Origin of the sequence: Sandaracinobacter sp. (assembly GCF_041909755.1) — a bacterium.
GTDB lineage: Bacteria > Pseudomonadota > Alphaproteobacteria > Sphingomonadales > Sphingomonadaceae > Sandaracinobacteroides.
The window spans coordinates 1-18078 of sequence record NZ_JAYRCW010000055.1 but is presented as its reverse complement, the minus strand read 5'-3'; the positions used below and the strand labels follow the sequence as shown (position 1 = coordinate 18078).

19 protein-coding genes and 1 pseudogene are annotated in these 18078 nt (G+C 68.2%); 11 read left to right on the top strand and 9 right to left on the bottom strand.

Annotation, left to right across the window (positions count from 1 at the left end):
* The 4 genes from ACE3O8_RS08785 to ACE3O8_RS08770 form a co-directional block, all read right to left on the bottom strand.
* Positions 1-987, bottom strand: a 987-nt coding sequence (locus ACE3O8_RS08785) for an ATP phosphoribosyltransferase regulatory subunit (RefSeq protein WP_374388865.1), incomplete at its 3' end; no start/stop codon positions are given.
* The gene (serA, locus tag ACE3O8_RS08780) at positions 984-2579 is read right to left on the bottom strand and encodes a phosphoglycerate dehydrogenase (protein WP_374388863.1); all 1596 of its coding nucleotides are present in this window, start codon (positions 2577-2579) and stop codon (positions 984-986) included. The genes serA and ACE3O8_RS08785, both read right to left, overlap by 4 nt.
* Before the next feature lie 3 nt (positions 2580-2582).
* Positions 2583-3704: a phosphoserine transaminase gene (locus ACE3O8_RS08775; RefSeq protein WP_374388861.1), complete on the bottom strand. Its 1122-nt coding sequence runs from the start codon at positions 3702-3704 to the stop codon at positions 2583-2585.
* 98 nt (positions 3705-3802) lie between these two features.
* Complete coding sequence (locus ACE3O8_RS08770) at positions 3803-4696, bottom strand: hypothetical protein (protein ID WP_374388859.1); 894 nt, start codon at positions 4694-4696, stop codon at positions 3803-3805.
* A 64-nt stretch (positions 4697-4760) separates the two neighbouring features.
* Here ACE3O8_RS08770 and ACE3O8_RS08765 point away from each other — a divergent pair, with 64 nt between their 5' ends.
* Positions 4761-5615, top strand: a complete 855-nt coding sequence (locus tag ACE3O8_RS08765; protein WP_374388857.1) for an LOG family protein — start codon at positions 4761-4763, stop codon at positions 5613-5615.
* On the opposite strand, the gene ACE3O8_RS08760 is transcribed toward ACE3O8_RS08765, so the two are convergent.
* Together ACE3O8_RS08760 and ACE3O8_RS08755 are read right to left on the bottom strand one after the other, a co-directional pair.
* Positions 5612-7060: a S41 family peptidase gene (locus tag ACE3O8_RS08760; RefSeq protein ID WP_374388855.1), complete on the bottom strand. Its 1449-nt coding sequence runs from the start codon at positions 7058-7060 to the stop codon at positions 5612-5614. The two genes, ACE3O8_RS08765 and ACE3O8_RS08760, sit on opposite strands and share 4 nt — an antisense overlap.
* 76 nt (positions 7061-7136) lie before the next feature.
* A complete protein-coding gene (locus tag ACE3O8_RS08755) occupies positions 7137-7799 on the bottom strand; it encodes a cytochrome c family protein (RefSeq protein WP_374388854.1) in 663 nt (220 codons plus the stop codon).
* A gap of 186 nt (positions 7800-7985) precedes the next feature.
* Here ACE3O8_RS08755 and ACE3O8_RS08750 point away from each other — a divergent pair, with 186 nt between their 5' ends.
* Positions 7986-8894 (top strand): prephenate dehydratase, encoded by a 909-nt coding sequence (locus ACE3O8_RS08750; protein ID WP_374388852.1) that lies wholly within the window; start codon positions 7986-7988, stop codon positions 8892-8894.
* A 106-nt stretch (positions 8895-9000) separates the two neighbouring features.
* A complete protein-coding gene (locus tag ACE3O8_RS08745; RefSeq protein ID WP_374388850.1) occupies positions 9001-11466 on the top strand; it encodes a putative bifunctional diguanylate cyclase/phosphodiesterase in 2466 nt (821 codons plus the stop codon).
* Here the strand turns inward: ACE3O8_RS08745 and nudC are convergent.
* Both nudC and ACE3O8_RS08735 read right to left on the bottom strand, forming a co-directional pair.
* Complete coding sequence (nudC, locus tag ACE3O8_RS08740; protein WP_374388848.1) at positions 11381-12262, bottom strand: NAD(+) diphosphatase; 882 nt, start codon at positions 12260-12262, stop codon at positions 11381-11383. The two genes, ACE3O8_RS08745 and nudC, sit on opposite strands and share 86 nt — an antisense overlap.
* Positions 12259-13323: an A/G-specific adenine glycosylase gene (locus ACE3O8_RS08735; RefSeq protein ID WP_374388846.1), complete on the bottom strand. Its 1065-nt coding sequence runs from the start codon at positions 13321-13323 to the stop codon at positions 12259-12261. Before ACE3O8_RS08735 ends, nudC begins: the two co-directional genes overlap by 4 nt.
* Positions 13324-13407: 84 nt before the next feature.
* On the opposite strand from ACE3O8_RS08735, the gene ACE3O8_RS08730 reads away from it, so the two are divergent.
* Positions 13408-13866 (top strand): DUF721 domain-containing protein, encoded by a 459-nt coding sequence (locus tag ACE3O8_RS08730; RefSeq protein ID WP_374388844.1) that lies wholly within the window; start codon positions 13408-13410, stop codon positions 13864-13866.
* 6 nt (positions 13867-13872) lie between these two features.
* Here the strand turns inward: ACE3O8_RS08730 and ACE3O8_RS08725 are convergent, their stop codons facing one another.
* Positions 13873-14049 carry a YegP family protein gene (locus tag ACE3O8_RS08725; RefSeq protein ID WP_374388842.1) on the bottom strand — a complete coding sequence of 59 codons (177 nt, stop codon included), beginning with the start codon at positions 14047-14049 and terminating at the stop codon, positions 13873-13875.
* A 151-nt stretch (positions 14050-14200) separates the two neighbouring features.
* Between ACE3O8_RS08725 and ACE3O8_RS08720 the strand changes: the two genes are divergently transcribed.
* The 7 genes and pseudogenes from ACE3O8_RS08720 to ACE3O8_RS08690 all read left to right on the top strand — a co-directional run.
* Positions 14201-14521, top strand: coding sequence for a DUF1476 domain-containing protein (locus ACE3O8_RS08720; protein ID WP_374388840.1), 321 nt, complete (start codon positions 14201-14203; stop codon positions 14519-14521).
* 6 nt (positions 14522-14527) lie between these two features.
* The gene (locus tag ACE3O8_RS08715) at positions 14528-14761 is read left to right on the top strand and encodes a BolA/IbaG family iron-sulfur metabolism protein (RefSeq protein ID WP_374388838.1); all 234 of its coding nucleotides are present in this window, start codon (positions 14528-14530) and stop codon (positions 14759-14761) included.
* A 20-nt stretch (positions 14762-14781) separates the two neighbouring features.
* Positions 14782-15108, top strand: coding sequence for a Grx4 family monothiol glutaredoxin (gene grxD, locus ACE3O8_RS08710; RefSeq protein WP_374388836.1), 327 nt, complete (start codon positions 14782-14784; stop codon positions 15106-15108).
* 19 nt (positions 15109-15127) lie between these two features.
* On the top strand, positions 15128-15874 hold the full coding sequence (locus ACE3O8_RS08705) for a hypothetical protein (protein ID WP_374388834.1): 747 nt from the start codon (positions 15128-15130) through the stop codon (positions 15872-15874).
* Positions 15874-16377, top strand: coding sequence for a dihydrofolate reductase (locus ACE3O8_RS08700; protein WP_374388832.1), 504 nt, complete (start codon positions 15874-15876; stop codon positions 16375-16377). Before ACE3O8_RS08705 ends, ACE3O8_RS08700 begins: the two co-directional genes overlap by 1 nt.
* A 65-nt stretch (positions 16378-16442) precedes the next feature.
* Positions 16443-17366 carry a bifunctional riboflavin kinase/FAD synthetase gene (locus ACE3O8_RS08695; RefSeq protein WP_374388830.1) on the top strand — a complete coding sequence of 308 codons (924 nt, stop codon included), beginning with the start codon at positions 16443-16445 and terminating at the stop codon, positions 17364-17366.
* A gap of 435 nt (positions 17367-17801) precedes the next feature.
* Positions 17802-18078, top strand: a pseudogene (locus ACE3O8_RS08690) (UDP-N-acetylglucosamine 2-epimerase (non-hydrolyzing)); the annotation flags it as partial.

Sequence of the window (18078 nt, the reverse complement as noted above, 5' to 3'; positions counted from 1 at the left end):
GAACAGGCGCCTGCCCGGCAGGATGCCCAGCCCGGCATCGACCAGCGTGTCCACATAGAGCGACACGCCCGCTGCCCGTTCCTCGCCGCCGTCCGGGTGGCGCACGCGATAGGCGCCGCCCCGCCCGATCTCGGTGGCGAAGGGCCTGCCATTGGCGCTGCCGAACAGGGAAAAGCCAACCCAGCTGTGATATTCGAAGCCGTGCCGTTCTGTCGGGTCCAGCGTGACGCGCACATCGGGCAGGGCGCGCACCAGCGCTGTCAGCTCGATGGCGAGCGCCGGGGCGATCTTCGCGAGGCGCGGCAGGGCGGTTTCGGCGTCGCCCGCGAGATCCAGCAGCTGGCGATAGGGCCGGGCATCAGTCGCATCCAGTGCGCCCCAGTCCTTGCCGTCCAGCGCGGCCAGCAGCGAGTCGATATCGGCGACCGGCCATGAGCCGCCTGCCAGTTCGGGCACCAGATCGGGCGTGGTCAGGTCGACCGAAAGGTCGCTGACGCCGGCAGCGGCAAGTGCTTCCAGTGCCGTCGTCACCAGCTCGGCGAGCGCGGCCACGCTGTCGCTGCCGATCAGTTCGGCGCCCGCCTGCGTCAGTTCCCGCGACGGATCCAGCTGCCCGGCGCGGGCGCGCAGCACCGGCCCCGCATAAGCGAGACGCAGCGGGCGCGGCGCATCGGCAAGCCGGGTGGCGGCGATCCGCGCGATCTGGCCGGTGATGTCCGGGCGCAGCGCCAGCCCCTCGCCGGTGGCGGGATCGGAGGTGCGGAACAGCGCCCCGCCCAGCGGCTTGCCCAACCAGCGCGCAAGCGAGGCCTCATGCTCGACGAGCGGCGGCGACACGCGGGCGTAGCCGCGCGCCGCAAAGCCATCCACCACGATGCGCGTCAGCGCCGACGCGGCTTCCGCCGCCGGCGGAAGCCGGTCGCGGAAGCCCGACGGCAGGAGCGCCGCCGTCGGCCCCATGGCCGCATATGGGGGGCTGTCGCTCACCCGAACTTCAGCGCCTTCACCGTCTTCACGCCCGGCAGGCGGCAGATATCCCACAGCGTCGGCTCATCCACGCCCGAATCCACCGACAGCAGCAGGATGGCTTCCGCCCCGGCATCGCGGCGGCCCAAGTGGAAGGTGCCGATGTTCACGCCCGCTTCGCCCAGCCGGGTGCCCAGGCGGCCGATGAAGCCGGGCTTGTCCTCGTTGATGATGAACAGCATGCGCGGCGCGAAATCCGCCTCCACCTTGATGCCGAAGATCTCGACGAGGCGCGGCTGCGCCGCCCCGAACAGTGTGCCGGCGACGGAACGTTCGCCGGCCGGCGACTTCACCTTCACCCGCACCAGCGTCTGGTAATCGGTGTCGCGTTCATGGCGCACTTCGGCGACTTCGATGTTGCGGTCCCGCGCCATGGTGGGGGCGTTCACCATGTTCACCGTGTCAGAGAAGGTGCGCATCAGCCCGGCCAGCACCGCGCCGGTGATCGGCTTGATGTTCAGCTGGGCGGCCGCGCCTTCGACCTCCACCGTGACGGCGCGAATCTCGTCGCCCGTCAGCTGGCCGATCAGGTGGCCCAGATGTTCCGCCAGCGCCATGTAGGGCTTCAGCTTCGGCGCGTCCTCGGCCGAAAGGCTGGGCATGTTCAGCGCGTTGGTGACGCCGCCCGTCAGCAGGAAGTCCGACATCTGCTCGGCCACCTGGATCGCCACATTCACCTGCGCTTCGTCTGTCGAGGCGCCGAGGTGAGGGGTGGAGATGAAGTTGGGCGTGCCGAACAGCGGGCTCGCCGTCGCCGGCTCCTCCACGAACACGTCCAGTGCAGCGCCGGCGATATGCCCGCTGTCGAGCCCGGCCTTCAGCGCGGCTTCGTCCACAAGGCCGCCCCGCGCGCAGTTGATGATGCGCACGCCCTTTTTCGTCTTCGCGAGATTCTCGGCAGACAGGATGTTGCGCGTGCTGTCCGTCAGCGGGGTGTGAAGCGTGATGAAGTCCGCCTTGGCCAGCAGTTCGTCCAGCGTCACCTTCTCCACGCCGATGTCCTGCGCGCGTTCGGGGGTGAGGAAGGGATCGAAGGCGATCACCTTCATCTTCAGCCCCAGCCCGCGTTCGGCCACGATGGAGCCGATGTTGCCGCACCCGATCAGGCCCAGCACCTTGGAGGTGACTTCCACCCCCATGAAGCGGTTCTTCTCCCACTTGCCGGCCTGGGTGGAGGCATCCGCCTCCGGCAGCTGGCGGGCGAGCGCGAACATCAGAGCGATGGCATGTTCGGCCGTGGTGATCGAGTTCCCGAAGGGCGTGTTCATCACCACGATGCCGCGCGCGGTGGCGGCGGGCACGTCCACATTGTCCACGCCGATGCCGGCGCGGCCAATCACCTTCAGCTTCTTCGCCGCATCGAGGATCGGCGCGGTCGCCTTGGTGGCCGAGCGGATGGCGAGGCCGTCATAGTCGCCGATGATGGCGATCAGCTCGTCCTTGGTCAGGCCGGGTTTCTCGTCCACCTCGATCCCGCGGGCGCGGAAGATCTCGGCCGCCTTGGGGGACATCTTGTCGGAAATCAGGACACGGGGGGCTTTGGTGTTGGGCATCGCTCAGGCCTCCTTCGCGGTGGCATAGGCCCAGTCGAGCCAAGGAATCAGGGCTTCGATATCGGCGGTGTCGACGGTTGCGCCGCACCAGATCCGAAGCGAGGGCGGGGCATCGCGATAGCCGTTGATGTCGAACGCAACGCCTTCCTTTTCGAGGAGGGACGCCATCGCCTTCGGCAGCTCGGCCGGGCCGTCGATCCGGATGCAGACCGAGGTGTTGGAGCGCGTGGCGGGATCGACCGCGAGGTTCGAGGCCCAGGGGGTGCGATCCACCCAGGCATTCAGCGCGGCGGCGTTCGCGTCTGCGCGGGCAAACAGGGCAGGGCGGCCGCCGATGGATTCGGCCCAGCGAAGGGCATCCAGATAATCCTCCACCGCCAGCATGGAGGGCGTGTTGATCGTCTCGCCCTCGAAGATGCCTTCGATCAGCTTGCCACCCTTCGTCAGCCGGAAGATCTTGGGCAGCGGCCAGGCCGGGGTATGGCTTTCCAGCCGGGCGACGGCGCGCGGCGAAAGGATCAGGATACCGTGCGCGCCTTCGCCGCCCAGCACCTTCTGCCAGCTGAAGGTCACCACATCGAGTTTCGCGAACGGCAGGTCCTGCGCGAAGGCGGCGCTGGTCGCGTCGCACAGCGTCAGGCCTTCGCGGCCATCCGAAATCCAGTCCGCGCCGGGAACGCGCACGCCTGACGTGGTGCCGTTCCAGGTGAAGAGAATGTCAGACGCCTGATCAATGGCGGACAGGTCCGGCAGAACGCCGTAATCGGCCTTGATCACGGTGGGGTTCAGCTTCAGCTGCTTCACCGCATCCGTCACCCAGCCTTCGCCAAAGCTTTCCCAGGCGATCGCGGTGACGGGCCTTGCGCCCAGCAGGCTCCACATCGCCATTTCATAGGCGCCGGTGTCAGAGGCGGGGACGATGCCGATGCGGTAATCATCCGGCACCCCCAGGATCGCGCGGGTGCGATCGATCGCATCCTTCAGGCGCGTCTTGCCGATCCTGGCGCGGTGCGAGCGGCCAAGGCTGTCGGTGGGGAGCTTGGAAAGGTCGTAACCCGGCCTCTTGGCACAGGGTCCGGACGAAAAATGCGCGCGTGCGGGGCGCACGTCAGGTTTCACAGTCATATTCTCTCCTCTCAGAGAGCGCGCGCCGCGTTGGGGCGGCGTGGCCCGCCGCCGCTCATAGAGAGGAAGCGCCGGAGGTCAAGAAAAAGCGGCGCGCATCATTCCGAATGGCTGCTCGCCGCGGCGCGTCGTGGGCGCGCGCCGGCCTGCCAGCCATGCCAGACGACCAGCGCGCCCAGCAGCGCGTGGAGGGCAAGGATCGGCCCCGGCGACAGGGTCGCAATCGACCGGTGAAAGGACGTCCAGGTGCTGGTGGCTGCGAAGGTTTCGAACAGCAGGCTCTGCACGATGATCATGCCGGCCACGATCAGGAAGGGGCGCCGGTTCCGTCCGGCGCGGCGGGCCAGCCACAAGGCGGCAAGAAATCCCATCAGCTGCGACAGTTGCAGGCTGATCCCGAACAGGGGGAAATCGGCCGGGCCGTCGATCCTGAGCCCGGGCATGAGATGGTTCAGCAGGCGCGAAAAGATCGGCATGATGACGAACAGCAGCGTCGCCACCATCGCATTGGCATGCATGGCCATGTTGCGGCGCTCCGCCAGCGCGATATGCACGAGCCACAGGATGGCGACGGCCGACAGTGCGTCGATGATCCCGAGCTTCGATCCCCACAGCTGATAGAAGGCATTGCCGGACGCGGTGGCCGCGGCCATCGAGTAGGTGACGGCGCCGGCCCCAGCCATGAAGAGCGGGAACATCGCAAGTGTCGCCAAGCCGCCCGCGCGGTGCACATCGCGGCGTTTGGCGTTCATCGACCAGGCCTGAAACCCGACTGCCATCATCCACAGCGTGGCCGTGATGCCGTGCAGGTGAGCCAGCCACGACGACGTGCCGATCTGACTGACATATCCCGGCCAGAATGCGACCAGCGCGAGCACGATCAGGAAGCCCACGACATACGGCAGATTGCGATACGGCATGCCTACCCCCCCAGAATGCCCGGAAGAATGCTCGCAGAGCAGCACGCAGGCGTCAATCGGCGGCGGCAGCACGGGTGCAGGGTGTGGAAATCCTCCGCTTGTCCGACTATGTTGGGAGGCAATGAAAAAAGAAGCGATGCACACGCCGTTCAAGCCGGCGTCCCGCGAAGCGGATTTCGCGGCAAACCCCACCCCCACGGCGCAGACGGAACATCCTGCCTATCGCCTGGCCTTTCAGGACGACGACTTCCTGCTGCGCGAGGAGCTTCGCCCGGTGCGCTTCCAGCTGGAGCTGATGAAGCCGGAGCTGCTGCTGACCGAAGCCGGGATTGCCTCCACCTTCGTCTTTTACGGCTCCGCGCGGATCCCGTCGCCGGAAGAGGTGGAGGATCTGCGGGCCGGCGCGGACACGCCCGAGCGCAAGGCCGTCGTCGAGCGGCTGGTGGCAAAGTCCCGCTATTATGAGGAAGCGCGCAAGCTTGCCTATCTCGCCTCCTGCCGGGACTGCAACATCGGCGGCCCGCGCGACTATGTGGTCTGTTCGGGTGGCGGCCCCTCCATCATGGAGGCCGCCAACCGGGGCGCGCACGAAGCGGGAAGCATCTCGGTCGGGCTCAACATCATCCTGCCGCACGAACAATTGCCCAATGCGTTCGTCACGCCGGGCCTCAGCTTCCAGTTCCACTATTTCGCACTCAGGAAGATGCACTTCCTGATGCGGGCGCGCGCGGTTGCGGTGTTTCCCGGCGGATTCGGCACCTTCGACGAGCTGTTCGAGCTGCTGACGCTGGTGCAGACCGGCAAGATGGCGCGAATCCCCATCCTGCTGTTCGGGCGGGAGTTTTGGGAAAATATCGTGAACTTCCAGGCGCTTGCAGATGAAGGCGTGATTTCCCCGCGCGACCTGGAGCTGTTCCACTTCATGGAAACCGCCGAGGACGCCTGGGATTTCGTCTGCCGCCACGCGGCCGAGACGGCGCAGGCGGCCTAGAAGACGCCCGGTATTTCCCGCTGCGCCGTTGTTTCGCGGGGCAGCGGCGTGCGGGGCGCAGCGGCCGACATCGCGCGCGACAGGCCCTGCATCGCCGGGCAGCTCTGGCCGTTCAGGAACCAGAGCGCGGCCTGCATGGAGGCTTCGCCCTGCTCGCCCATGTCGGTGTTGATGTCGTCGATCGCCGCGCAGCTTGCGCCGGTCTTTCCCGCCAGCCCGTTGTAATAGTCGCCCTGCCGGTCCGCATTCTGCGTCGCGAAGGCGACGATGCGCAGCCTGTCGTCGCAGGCGGCGCGGTCCACCGCGATCTGCCCCACCGGCTTGCCATAGGTGTTGGAGCCGATGATGGCGCTGTTTTCGCGCAGCCAGGGGGTCATCGCGTTGATGACCAGTTCGCTGGCCGAGGCGCTGGCCCCCGTGACGATGAAGGCGACGCGCATCGGCGCGATGGATTCGGGCTGCGGCTGGAAGCGCCGGGTTTCGTCATAGGCTGCCTTTGACGGGCGGAAGCTGGTGTAGCTGAGGACATCGCCGCCGGCGCGGTTGCCGCCCAGCAGGTCCGCCAGCAGTTCCGCCACGCGCACCAGCCCCCCGCCGTTGTAGCGCAGGTCCACCACCACCCGTCGCACGCCCTTTGCGCGGAACTGTGCGAAGGCGCGCTTCAGTTCCGGCTCGGCCGTGCTGATGAAGGTGCGCAGGTTCAGATAGCCGATCGGATCATCCGAATCCGGATAGAGGATCGAAACGCCGAACTTCGGGGAGACCGGCGGGATCGCGTAGCTGGCCTTGGTGATCGACGCGGTTTCCTGGATCAGCCCGAGCCTTGGCGCCCAAGTATAGCGCAGCACCCGCGTGACGCCTGCTTCGGAGGGGCCGAGCGCCGCGTAAAGGCCTTCTTCGCCCTCGTTGCGGAGGATATCGGAAACGAGCCTCAGGTTCGTGGCGCTGGTGCCGACCGCCTCGATCAGGGAGCCGCGCGCCAGCTGGGTGGCGCCGGCGGGCGAGCCTTCATACACGTCCGTGACGACGACGCGCCCCTGGGCCGAATCCACCTTCAGGCGGATGCCGAAGCCCGCCGTCGCACCGGTGTCGTAATAGGCATTCTCCTCCGCGATGGAGGCGACATGGGTGAAATAGCGATCCCGGTTCTGCGACCTTGCAGTCGCCGTCAGCGCATCGACATAGTCCGACACGCTGGAATAGGGCGCGGGGTTGGGCGCGGCGGGCAGCGTTTCGGGAAACAGATACCATTCGCCCAGCTGCGCGGCGGCCCAGTCCTGCCGCTCCCGCAAGGTGCAGCCGGATGAGGGCGGCGTGGGCGTTGGTGTCGGCGTCGGGGCAGGGGGGGCTCCACCCCCCGCGTTGCCGCCCGGGCTTCCGCCTGACGAGCAGGCGACCACAAGGCTGGAAACCGCAATGGCGGCAAGCAGGCGCAACCGGAACATCGGCCGCACAGTAACGCGCTTCGGCACGGAGGAAAGAGGCCGCTTCGCGCGGCCTCAGGCCTCGGCCAGGTCTGGATCAGGCCTTGGCGGGGGCAGCCGGTGCGGCGGCGGGCGCGGCAGGAGCACCCGCTGCGGGGGCCGCAGCGGCGTCGGCCGGCGCAGCCACGGCGTCTGCCGCAGGCGCTGCTTCTTCCGCCGGAACGGCGGGGGCGGGCAGCGGGCTGTCGCTCTTGCTGTTCAGGAAGGCGATCAGGTTGGCCCGGTCTTCGGGCTTGCTGATGCCCGCGAAGCTCATCTTGTTGCCCGGCATGGCCTTCTTCGGGTTGGCGATCCATTCCGACAGGGCCTTCCAGTCCCATGTCTTGCCGGATACGGCCTTCATCGCATCGGAGTAGCCGAAGCCGCCGGAATGGGCGTGGGCCGCGCCAACGATGCCATAGAGGTTGGGGCCGATTCCCGCCGCGCCGCCCTTGTTGATCGTGTGGCAGGACGCGCACTTCTTGAACTGCGCTTCGCCCTTCGCCGCATCCGCCGATGCCAGATAGAATTCGATCGGCTTGTCGGCCGCAGCCGCGCCGCCGCCGGCTTCACCTTCGGCTTCCACGCCTTCCACCACGAAGGCGGGCTTTTCCGGCCCGTGCGTGGGGAACAAATAGCCGGTCACGATCGACAGGCCCAGAACGGAAATGGCGGCCGCCAGCACCCAGCCGGCAATCTTGTTCCACTCGTAGCTGTCCACCTGTCCTGCTCTCCGAAGCGTGCGTCATGCGGTCGGCGCCGGGCGGCACCACCTTCCGCCGCGCCTCATAGAAACAGCCGGGAACCTTTGCAATGGCCGCATGCCCCCGCCAATTGCCGCAGGTCCGGGCGCAGCGTTGATGGCCCGTGGTTGACGGAAAGGGGGAAGCACGGGCAAGCGCCGCTGATGCAAAGCTATCCGCCCCTCGCCCAGCATCTCGTCGACGAGATGCGTGCCCGCGCCGCAGCCGAACCCGCCCGCGCCGTCGCGTTCCAGGGCGCGCCGGGGGCCTATTCGCACCAGGCGGTCCGCGAAGTCGCGCCCGAAGGTCTGCCGCTGCCCTGCTTCAGTTTCGAGGATGCGCTGGCCGCCGTGCAGGACGGGCTGGCGGCGCTTGCCGTGATTCCGGTGGAGAACAGCCTGCACGGGCGGGTGGCGGACGTGCATTTCCTGCTGCCCGAATCCGGCCTGTTCGTGACCGGCGAACATTATGTGAAGGTGGAACATTGCCTGCTGGGGGCGCCCGGCGCCTCTCTGGCAGAGGTGCGCGAGGCGATCTCGCACCCGCAGGCGCTGGGCCAGTGCCGCAAGCGGCTGCGCGCCCTGGGGGTGAGGCCCACCAGCTTCGCGGACACGGCGGCAGCGGCCGCCGCAGTCGGTGGAGAAGGCGACCCCTCCGTCGCCGCCATCGCGTCGCGGCTGGCGGGCGAACTGTATGGCAACAGCCTGCTGGTGGAAGGCCTTCAGGATGCCGATCACAACCGCACCCGCTTCCTGCTGCTGGCGCGAACCCCGCGCGACCTTGGCCGGGTGGAGGGGCCGGTGAAGACGACGCTGGCCTTTGAAGTGAAGAACGTGCCGGCCGCGCTGTTCAAGGCGCTGGGCGGGTTCGCCACCAACGGTATCAACCTGACGCGTCTGGAAAGCCATCTGCGCGGCGGGGCCTTCACCGCGGCGGAATTCCTGATCGACATCGAGGGGCGACCGCAAGACGCCCATGTCGCCCGCGCGCTGGAGGAACTGGCCTTCCATTCGAAATGGGTGCGCCTGCTGGGCAGCTATCCGATGGTGCCGCCGGAGGTCGCCGCGCCCTGATCCAAGGCCGGGCGCCTTAAGCCGCTGCGAAGGCTGCCGTTCAGGCCGACAGGGTCTGCGCGACGGGAGCCATCATGTCGACGGGACAATTCGGGCGGGACGCCCAATGACCATCATGTTCAAGCCGCCGGCTGCCGACCGCGCCCGGTTCGGCTGGCGCGATCTGCTGCGGCTGGGGCCGGAAGAGGATCCGTTCTGGCGGCGGGTCAGGCGCAACCAGCTGGGCTATGTGGTGCGGTATCTGCCGGTGCTGGCGCCGGTGATGATCTTCTACAGCGCGATCGTGGTTCTGGCCTTTGCCCCGATCGCCAGCCCGGCGGTGTTCGCCGCATGGCTGTTCGCGCAGGGCCTGCTGTCGACGCAATGGCTGTTCCGGCGCACCTCGCGCCGGCTGCACGGCGGGGGCGCGCGCGCCACCCGCGCCTACATGCGCCGCCTGCTGGGCGAAATGGCGGTCAGCGGCTGCGCCTGGGGCCTGCTGTTCGCGGATATCCTGCCGCTGGCGTCCCCGGCGGACATGATGCTGGTGGTGGCGCTGGCGATGGCGTCGATCGGCGCCATGGCGATCACCACGGCGGTGTTTCCGCTGGGCGCGCTGATGCTGTGCGTGCCTGTCGTGCTGGGGGTCGCCCATGGGCTGTTCCGCATCGGCTGGACCGACCTTTGGATGGCGGTGGCGCTGTTGCTGGGCTTCATCGGCATGCTCGTGCGCGGAAACCTGCAATCCACCTTCGCGCTGCTGTCGCGGCTGAGAGCGGAGCAGCAGTTCGTCGCGCAGGAAGAAGTCGTGCGGCTGCTGCTGAACGAATATGACACCAACGGCTCGGAATGGCTGTTCGAGATCAACCGCGACGGCCGGGTCACCTTCGTGTCCTCCCGCTTCGCGGACGTCACCGGCACGCCGGTCGAATCGGTCATCGGCAGCCTCTGGCTCGATGCGCTGGCAGATAGGGAGGATGCGAAGCCGCTGTTCGAGATCGTGGCGAAGGGCCAGCCCTTCCGCGACCACCTGTTGCCGGTCGAGATCGGCGGCGAGCGGCGCTGGTGGTCGCTTTCCGGCACGCCGAAGTTCGGCCACAAGGGCGAGTTTCTGGGCTATCGCGGTGTCGGCTCAGACGTGACGGATCGGCAGCGCGCGTCGCAGCGGATCAAGGAACTGGCGACATTCGATGCGCTGACGGGGCTGGTGAACCGGCGGATCGTGCACCAGGCGCTGGCCGAAGGACTGCGGGCGGGAAAGGTGGCGCTGCTGTTCGTCGACCTGGACAGGTTCAAGGCCGTGAACGATAGCCTTGGGCATGGCACGGGCGACCGGCTGCTGGGCGAGGTGGCGGCCCGAATCCGCGAGGGGGTCGGCGCGTCGGCAGTGGGGGCAACGACTGGGGGGACAGCCGCAGGCGCGGTGGCCGGGCGGCTCGGCGGCGACGAATTTGCCGTGGTGCTGCGCAACGCCGATCTGGGCGAAGCCGTCCGGCTGGGCGAGCAGCTGATTGCCCGCCTCTCGCGGCCCTATGACCTGGAAACCAGCCGGGCGACCATCGGCGCCAGCATCGGGCTTGCCATCGGGCCGGACGACGGGGCGACGGTGGAGGCGCTGATGCGCGCGGCAGACCTTGCCCTTTATGACGCGAAGGCGCGGGGGCGCGGCCAGGTGAGGCCCTATGACCGGGCGATGCACCAGCGCGCGGAAGACCGGCGCGAGCTGGAGTTCGACCTGCGGTCCGCGATCGAACAGAACCAGCTGCGGCTGATGTTCCAGCCGGTCGTCAACGCGATGGACGAACGGATCGTCGGGTTCGAGGCGCTGCTGCGCTGGCGGCACCCGGTGCGGGGTGAAATCTCGCCCGCAGTGTTCATTCCAATCGCCGAAGAAACCGGGCAGATCGGCCGGATCGGCGCCTGGGTGCTGCAGGAAGCTGCGCGGGTGGCGGCCGGCTGGCCGCGCAACATCCGGCTGGCCGTGAACCTGTCGCCCCTGCAGTTCGATGATCCCCGCCTTGTTGAAACGGTGCGTCAGGCGCTGGCCCGCGCCAATGTCGCGCCGGAGCGGCTGGAGCTGGAGCTGACGGAAAGCCTGTTCCTGGACGAGCGCGCGCAGACGGCGGCGATGCTTGCCGATCTGCGATCGCTGGGCGTCAGCTTTGCGCTCGATGATTTCGGCACCGGCTATTCCTCGCTCGGCTATCTGCAGAAGATCCCGTTCGACAGGATCAAGATCGATCGCAGCTTCGTTCAGGCCAGCGCGCGGGGCGGAAGCGAGGCCGTCGCCATCGTGCAGGCCATCGTCGCCCTTGCGGACAGGTTGGGGATGGAAACGACGGCGGAAGGCACGGAAACGCGAACCGACTTCGAATCGATGCGGCGGCTGGGCTGCAACCAGATGCAGGGCTGGCATTTCGGCAGGCCGATGTCCGCCGAAGACACGCACCGCATGCTGGATCGCAACGGCGCCCGGGTGGAACTGGTGGACGGCGGCGAGCGGCCGATCAGCCCTCCACGCCCGCCCAGGTCGCCAGAAGCCAGTGCGCGATCGCCAGCGGAGGCGGGGCATTCCAGTCCGCCTGCCCATTGAGGGCGGCGCGCACCTCGTCCCGAGTGACCCAGCGGGCCTCTGAAATCTCGCTTTCATCGAGCTTCAGATCGAAGGAGTCGGCGGCGGCGAAGGCCCCCATCATCAGGCTGGAGGGGAAGGGCCAGGGCTGGCTCGCCCCCAGGCGCACGCCGTGGGCGCGCACGCCCGCCTCTTCGAACAGCTCCCGCGCGACGGCCTCTTCCAGCGATTCGCCCGGCTCCACGAACCCAGCCAGTGCCGAGAAGAAGCCCGCCGGGAAGCGTGGCCCCCGGCCGACGAGCGCCTTCCCCTCGCGTTCGGCCAGCATGATCACCACCGGGTCGACGCGCGGGAAATGTTCCGCCCCGCATCCGCCGCACAGGCGGCTGTATCCGGCTTTCTGGATTTCGGTCGGCGCGCCGCAGTTCGCACAGAAGCCATGGCGGCGATGCCAGTCCAGCATGGACCGGGCCTGCGCGACGATCGCCGCCCGCGCATCGCCCAGCACGGTTCCCGCCACCCGCGCATCGGTGGCGGTGCCCGGAATGTCGTCGTCCGCCTTGCCGTCCACGGCGAATCGCGGGTCGCCCTCGGGCGTCAGCCCCAGGAAGATGGTCGTGCCCCTCGGCACCTCGCTGCGCCGCGCCCAGTAGAGATCCTTGCCCCCTTCCGCCATCAGCGGCTTCAGCTCTTCCAGGATCAGGAAACGGGCGGTCGGGTCCATCCGCAGCGCCTGGATCGCCGCCTCGTCGCGGCGCAGATTGTCGGCCCGGTCCAGCGGTGCGCCGGTGAAGCCAAGATGTCCGGTAAATGTCATGCGCCCTCCAGTAGCGGCAGATGCGCGAGCGCCAGTGCTGCGGCGCGCGAGAACAGGGTGGGAAGGCCGGCGGCGGCGACATCCGCGCGGCCGGTCCAGACGGGGTCGATGCCGGGCGGCAGCTGGCGGCGGTCAGCAAGCGCCGTCGACGCCACCTTCAGCTCCAGTTCGAAATGGGTGAAGCCGTGCCGGACGCCTTCAGTCAGAAGCCGCCAGTCCGACGGGAAGGGAAGGGCGTGATCCTGCGCCGCGCCCCAGTCCGTACCGGGCAGGGCCAGCATTCCGCCCAGCAGGCCCTTCGCCGGGCGGCGCACCAGCGCCACCTGACCGCCATGTTCGATCCACCAGACGGTGCCATGCTTCAGCGGGCGCGGCCTGCGCGGCGCCTTCACGGGGAAGGCTTCCGCCGTTCCGGCGAGCCCTGCCGCGCAGGCCGCCGCAAGGGGGCAGGCGGCGCACAGCGGCTTTCGCGGGGTGCAGATCGTCGCCCCCAGGTCCATCATCGCCTGCGCGAAATCGCCGGGCCGGTCAGGCGACACCAGCGGCGCGAGCGCGGCGGCCAGCCGGGGCCGCCCGGCCGGCAGCACGTCCGGCAGGGCGAACAGGCGGCTGGTGACGCGTTCGATATTGCCGTCGATCACCACGGTCGGCTCTCCGAAGGCAATGGCCGCGATTGCGGCGGCCGTGTAGGGGCCAACGCCGGGCAGGCCGCGAAGCCCAGCTTCGGTTTCGGGGAAGCCGCCATTGGCGGCGACAACGCGGGCGGCAGCCAGCAGGTTGCGGGCGCGGGCATAATAGCCAAGGCCTGCCCATTCCCGCATCAGGTCGGCGTCGTCCGCTGCCGCCAGCGCATCCACGGTCGGCCAAAGGGCAAGGAAGCGCGCGAAATAGGGGCCGACGGCGGCAACGGTCGTCTGCTGAAGCATGATCTCGGACAGCCACACAGGATAGGGATCGGGCCGCCGCCGATCCGCGGGCGGCACCCGCCAGGGAAGGCTTCGGGCATGCCGGTCATACCAGTCCAGCAGCTTTGCGGAGATGATTTGCTGGTCGACGGCCATGCCCGCTCTCTGGCACAGGGCGGGGCGATGGCGAAGCCTCCCAAGGATAGGAAGGGTCAGGAACCCGCGCCCCGCCGGAACGGGGTGAGAGACGTCGGCTCGCTGCTGCCCGACGTGGGCGGCACGGCGTTCCGGCGCTTCGGGTTCGTGCAGGGGGCGCTGCTGGCGCGGTGGAAGGATGTGGTGGGGCCGGTCTATGCGCGCTGGTCCATCCCCGAATCGCTGCGCATTCCGCGCGGGCAAACGACGGGCGGGGTGTTGACTATCCGGGTGGAAGGGCCGTTTTCGCTTCAGCTGCAGCATGTCGCGCCGCAGATCATCGACAGGGCGAACCGCATCCTGGGCGCAAATGCAGTCGCGAGGTTGAAACTGGTTCAGGGCGAGGTTCCGAAACCCGCCGAGCGCCCGCAGGCGGCCCCGCTACCGGTGGCGGCGGCGCCGGCCGTCAACCTGTCCGGCGTCAGGGATGAGGGGCTGCGATCCGCGCTGGAAGACCTTGCCGCGCAACTGGGCAGCGCGAAGGCGCCGCCCAGGATCGGCTGACCCGCGTCAGACTTCCACGACGGGAGCGTCCGCGCTCGCCTTCACATTCTCGATTCCCTTCAGCGCGGCGGCCTTCGAGGAATAGCCTTCGGACGAGGTGGCCAGCACATTGCCGTTGCTGTGCTTCAGCCGCCAGCGATGCTCACCGGCCTTGTCCTTGTAGAGTTCGAAGGTCAGCGCCATGAGATTCCTCCACTTTTCCGTTGCTGGTCCGCAAAGGGTTGCAGCTATGCGGGCCGCCTGCAACCCTTTGGTTGAACTGCGCCCGGATGCCGCCTATCTCGGGCGCGGAACCAGCCCCCGGGGCGGGGCGCTACAACTGCTGGGAGCAGGCATGACCACGTTCGACGATCGCGAGAGGGCGTTCGAAAACAAGTTCGCGCATGAAGCGGAAATGGAGTTTCGCATCACCGCTCGTCGCAACCGGCTGATGGGCCTGTGGGCCGCGGAACGCCTGGGCCTGACCGATGCAGAGGCCGAATCCTATGCGAAATCGGTGGTGCAGGCCGATTTCGAGGAAACCGGCGACGAGGATGTGATCCGCAAGCTGATCGGCGACCTGCTGAAAGGCGGCGTGGAAACCAGCGACATCGAAGTGCGCGAGATGCTGGCCCGCAAGGCGGCCGAAGCGCGCGAGCAGATCGAGAAGGCCTGACCCGCCATGCCGATGCCCGGCCACGAGATCGAGGCCGCCATCCGGGCGGCGATTCCGGATGCGGACATCCGGTTGACGGACCTGGCCGGCGACGATGACCATTGGGCCGCCCATGTCACCTCGCAAAGCTTCGCCGGCCTCAGCCGGGTGAAGCAGCACCAGATGGTCTATGCCGCGCTGGGCGGCCGGATGGGGGGCGTTCTGCACGCCCTTCAGCTGACGACTTCCACACCGGCCTGAGCCGCCGAGGAGACCAAGAGATGACCGCAGTCAACGACCGCATCGATGCCATCGTGAACGGCCATGATGTTGTGCTGTTCATGAAGGGCACGCCCCTGTTCCCGCAATGCGGCTTTTCCAGCCGGGCGATCGCCATCCTGGAACATCTGGATGTCGCCTTCCATTCGGTGGACGTGCTGCAGGACATGGAAATCCGGCAGGGCATCAAGGATTATTCCGACTGGCCGACGATCCCGCAGCTGTATGTGAAGGGCGAATTCGTGGGCGGCTCCGACATCATGATGGAGATGTTCGAGGCGGGCGAACTGCAGGCCCTGATGGCCGACAGCGGCGTGAAGGCCGGTTGATCCGGTAAAGCGCCCCAGCTTGGATCCGATCAGCTTCGGCCAGATCTGGCCCGCAACCGTTGCGGGCGTGCGCCGCCATGGCGACATGCTGTGGGCGATCGCGGCCGCCTTCCTGTTCCTGCCGCAGCTGCTGTTCGCGCGGCAGGTGAATGATCGCACGCCCGACCAGTTGTTTCGCGGCGAGCATGTCGCGATGGACAGTGTCGCCGTTCTTCTGGTGCTGGCGGGAACCCTGCTGGCGCAGATCATGATCGCCCGGCTGATCGCGCGCGACGGCACCGGGGGGCAGCCGCTGTCCCGCGATCTTGGCGCAGCGCTGCGCCTGTTTCCGGCCGCGCTCGCGCTGTTCCTGATCCAGGGCATCGCGACGGGCCTTGGGCTGTTCCTGTTCATCCTTCCCGGCCTCTGGATTCTCACCCGGCTGTCGCTGGTGATCCCCCTGGTGGCGACGGCCCACCCGGATCCGATCGACGCGCTGAGGGCCAGCTGGGCGCTCACCTCGGGCCGGGCGCTTCGCCTGTTCGGGATGATCGCGGTGCTGATCACCGGCTTCATGCTGCTTTCGCTGGGGATCCTGGGGCTTGGGGCGGCGCTGGGCGTCATCTCCACGCTGGCGGCGGGCACGGCGGCTCAGGGCTGGGGAATCGGCCGCTGGCTGTTCGAGATGCTGAACGCCGGGGCGTCGGCCGCCTTCGGCACGCTCTATATCGCTTTCCTGACCACGCTGATGCTGGCGCTGAAGCGGCACCCGCCGGAGCAGGGCTGATGCGGCCGGAAATCGTGCTGGTCGTGGCGGCGGCGGACAATGGCGTGATCGGCAAGGACGGCGCCATGCCCTGGCACCTGCCGGCCGACCTGCGCCGCTTCAAGCGGATCACGACGGGCAAGCCGGTGATCATGGGCCGGAAGACCTTCGAATCCATCGGCAAGCCGTTGCCGGGCCGGCACAATATCGTGCTGACCCGCGATCCGCGCTGGCGGGCGCCCGGCGCCACGCTGGCGCCGAACCTTGCCGAAGCGATTGCCGCAGCCGGGCTCGATCCGCGCGCGCGGGCAGACGAGCTGATGGTGATCGGCGGCGCGGAAATCTATGCGCTTGCCCGCCCGATCGCGACCCGCATCGAGCTGACGCGGATCCATGTCTCGCCCGACGGCGATACCTGGTTTCCCGATCCGGATCCGGCCGACTGGCGCGAAGCCGCGCGGGAGGATCATGCGGCGGATGGCGACGCCCCCGCGCACAGCTTCCTCACCTATGTGCGGCGTTGACCCTTTGATCGCTGGCGGCCGTCCCCCTCTGGCCGTACCGGCCGCGCCGCGCTAACGGACATGCCATGAAGCGACTGGAAGGGCAGGGCGAAGCGCCCGCCGATCTGAAGGGCGGCGCGCTGGCGCTGGGCAACTTCGATGGCGTGCACAAGGGGCATCAGGCCGTGATCGGCGCGGCGATCGCGCGGGCGCGGGCCATTGGCGGGCCTGCCCTAGTCGCCACCTTCGATCCGCACCCTTCGCGCCACTTCCGGCCCGATACGCCGCCATTTGCGCTGACCACGCTGGATCAGAAGCTGCGCCATTTCGAATCGCTGGGCGTGGACGGCGCGGTGGTGATCCCGTTCGACGCTGCGCTTGCCGGGCTGACGGCGGACGAATTTGCGGCGCAATGGCTCGCCGGCAGGCTGGGCATCCGCCATGTCGTCACGGGCGAGGACTTCACCTTCGGCAAGGGCCGGTCCGGCGATGCCGCCACACTGGCGGCGCTGGGCCGGCAGCATGGCTTCACGGCAGAGGCGCTGACACCTGTCACGGCGTCGGATGAAACGGTTTCCTCCACCCGCATCCGCGCTGCGCTGGCCGATGGCGACATGGCGGAAGCGACCCGGCTGCTGACCCGCCCCTTCGCGATCGAGGGGGAGGTGATCCATGGCGACAAGCGCGGGCGCACCATCGGTGTCCCCACGGCGAATGTCGAACTGGGTGGCTATGTCCGGCCGCGCTACGGTGTCTATGCGGTGCGCGTGCATCTGCCGGGTGGCGCCATCGCGAACGGGGTGGCGAACCTTGGCGTCCGCCCGATGTTCGATCCGCCGAAGGAGCTGCTGGAAACCTGGATCCTTGACTGGTCCGGCGATCTCTATGGCCGCCGGATCGAGGTGGAGCTGGTGCAATGGCTCCGGCCGGAGCTGAAGCTCGACGGGCTGGAGGCACTGAAGGCGCAGATCGCGATGGATGCAGAAGCGGCGCGCAAGGCGCTGCGATAAGGGGAAGTCACGCCTGACGGGTGGCCCTCAGGCCGGAACGCGGCCTGCTTCCTCCCGAACCAGCTGGCGGGCAAAAGGCAGGCACTGGCCGCACTGCGGGCGGCAGCCGAGCCGCTGATATGCCTCGCGCTCGCACCGGACGCCGCCGCGCGCGACTTCGCGCACCTGGGATTCACGAAGGGCATTGCACGAGCAGACGATCATCGGGCGCTGGTCCATCCGGGGCCGGGGCGGCCCGCTGTTGCGACTGATATGCAGTATGGCGATAAGTTGCAAGAGATTCGCATCAACAATTCGACGAGCGGAGTTAACCGATTTTGACATGTCCGCTGCCCAGAAAGCGGTGGAACAGCGCCCGAACCGTTGTTACGCAGGTGGCAGGGTCGGTTTTTTGGCGGGGAGCGGCGTTTGCGTCCCTGTCTGGGGGCCGAACCTATGGACGTGACTCCACCGCTGCTCGCGGTGTGCGGAACCAGGCCGGAAGTCGTGAAGATGGCGCCCGTCATCGCGGCACTTCGCGCGCGTGGGCAACGCGTCCTCCTCGTGATGACGGGGCAGCACCCCGATCTCGCCCCGCAGATGCTGCGGGAACTGGGCCTCGTCGCGGATATCGATCTTGGCGTTCATCTCGCCGGCGCCGCCCCCGCCCAGTTGCTGGCCGCGCTGCTGATGCGGCTGGCCCCCGTGTTCGCCGCCTGGCAGCCCCGGCTGG

Excerpts from the sequence above, each read along its gene's own strand:
- ACE3O8_RS08760 (WP_374388855.1), bottom strand. The coding sequence starts at position 7,060 with ATGTTCCGGTTGCGCCTGCTTGCCGCCATTGCGGTTTCCAGCCTTGTG.
- nudC (WP_374388848.1), bottom strand. The coding sequence starts at position 12,262 with ATGACATTTACCGGACATCTTGGCTTCACCGGCGCACCGCTGGACCGG.
- grxD (WP_374388836.1), top strand. The coding sequence starts at position 14,782 with ATGACCGCAGTCAACGACCGCATCGATGCCATCGTGAACGGCCATGAT.
- ACE3O8_RS08765 (WP_374388857.1), top strand. The coding sequence starts at position 4,761 with ATGCACACGCCGTTCAAGCCGGCGTCCCGCGAAGCGGATTTCGCGGCA.
- ACE3O8_RS08720 (WP_374388840.1), top strand. The coding sequence starts at position 14,201 with ATGACCACGTTCGACGATCGCGAGAGGGCGTTCGAAAACAAGTTCGCG.
- serA (WP_374388863.1), bottom strand. The coding sequence starts at position 2,579 with ATGCCCAACACCAAAGCCCCCCGTGTCCTGATTTCCGACAAGATGTCC.
- ACE3O8_RS08745 (WP_374388850.1), top strand. The coding sequence starts at position 9,001 with ATGACCATCATGTTCAAGCCGCCGGCTGCCGACCGCGCCCGGTTCGGC.
- ACE3O8_RS08715 (WP_374388838.1), top strand. The coding sequence starts at position 14,528 with ATGCCGATGCCCGGCCACGAGATCGAGGCCGCCATCCGGGCGGCGATT.
- ACE3O8_RS08695 (WP_374388830.1), top strand. The coding sequence starts at position 16,443 with ATGAAGCGACTGGAAGGGCAGGGCGAAGCGCCCGCCGATCTGAAGGGC.
- ACE3O8_RS08700 (WP_374388832.1), top strand. The coding sequence starts at position 15,874 with ATGCGGCCGGAAATCGTGCTGGTCGTGGCGGCGGCGGACAATGGCGTG.
- ACE3O8_RS08750 (WP_374388852.1), top strand. The coding sequence starts at position 7,986 with ATGCAAAGCTATCCGCCCCTCGCCCAGCATCTCGTCGACGAGATGCGT.
- ACE3O8_RS08775 (WP_374388861.1), bottom strand. The coding sequence starts at position 3,704 with ATGACTGTGAAACCTGACGTGCGCCCCGCACGCGCGCATTTTTCGTCC.
- ACE3O8_RS08725 (WP_374388842.1), bottom strand. The coding sequence starts at position 14,049 with ATGGCGCTGACCTTCGAACTCTACAAGGACAAGGCCGGTGAGCATCGC.
- ACE3O8_RS08735 (WP_374388846.1), bottom strand. The coding sequence starts at position 13,323 with ATGGCCGTCGACCAGCAAATCATCTCCGCAAAGCTGCTGGACTGGTAT.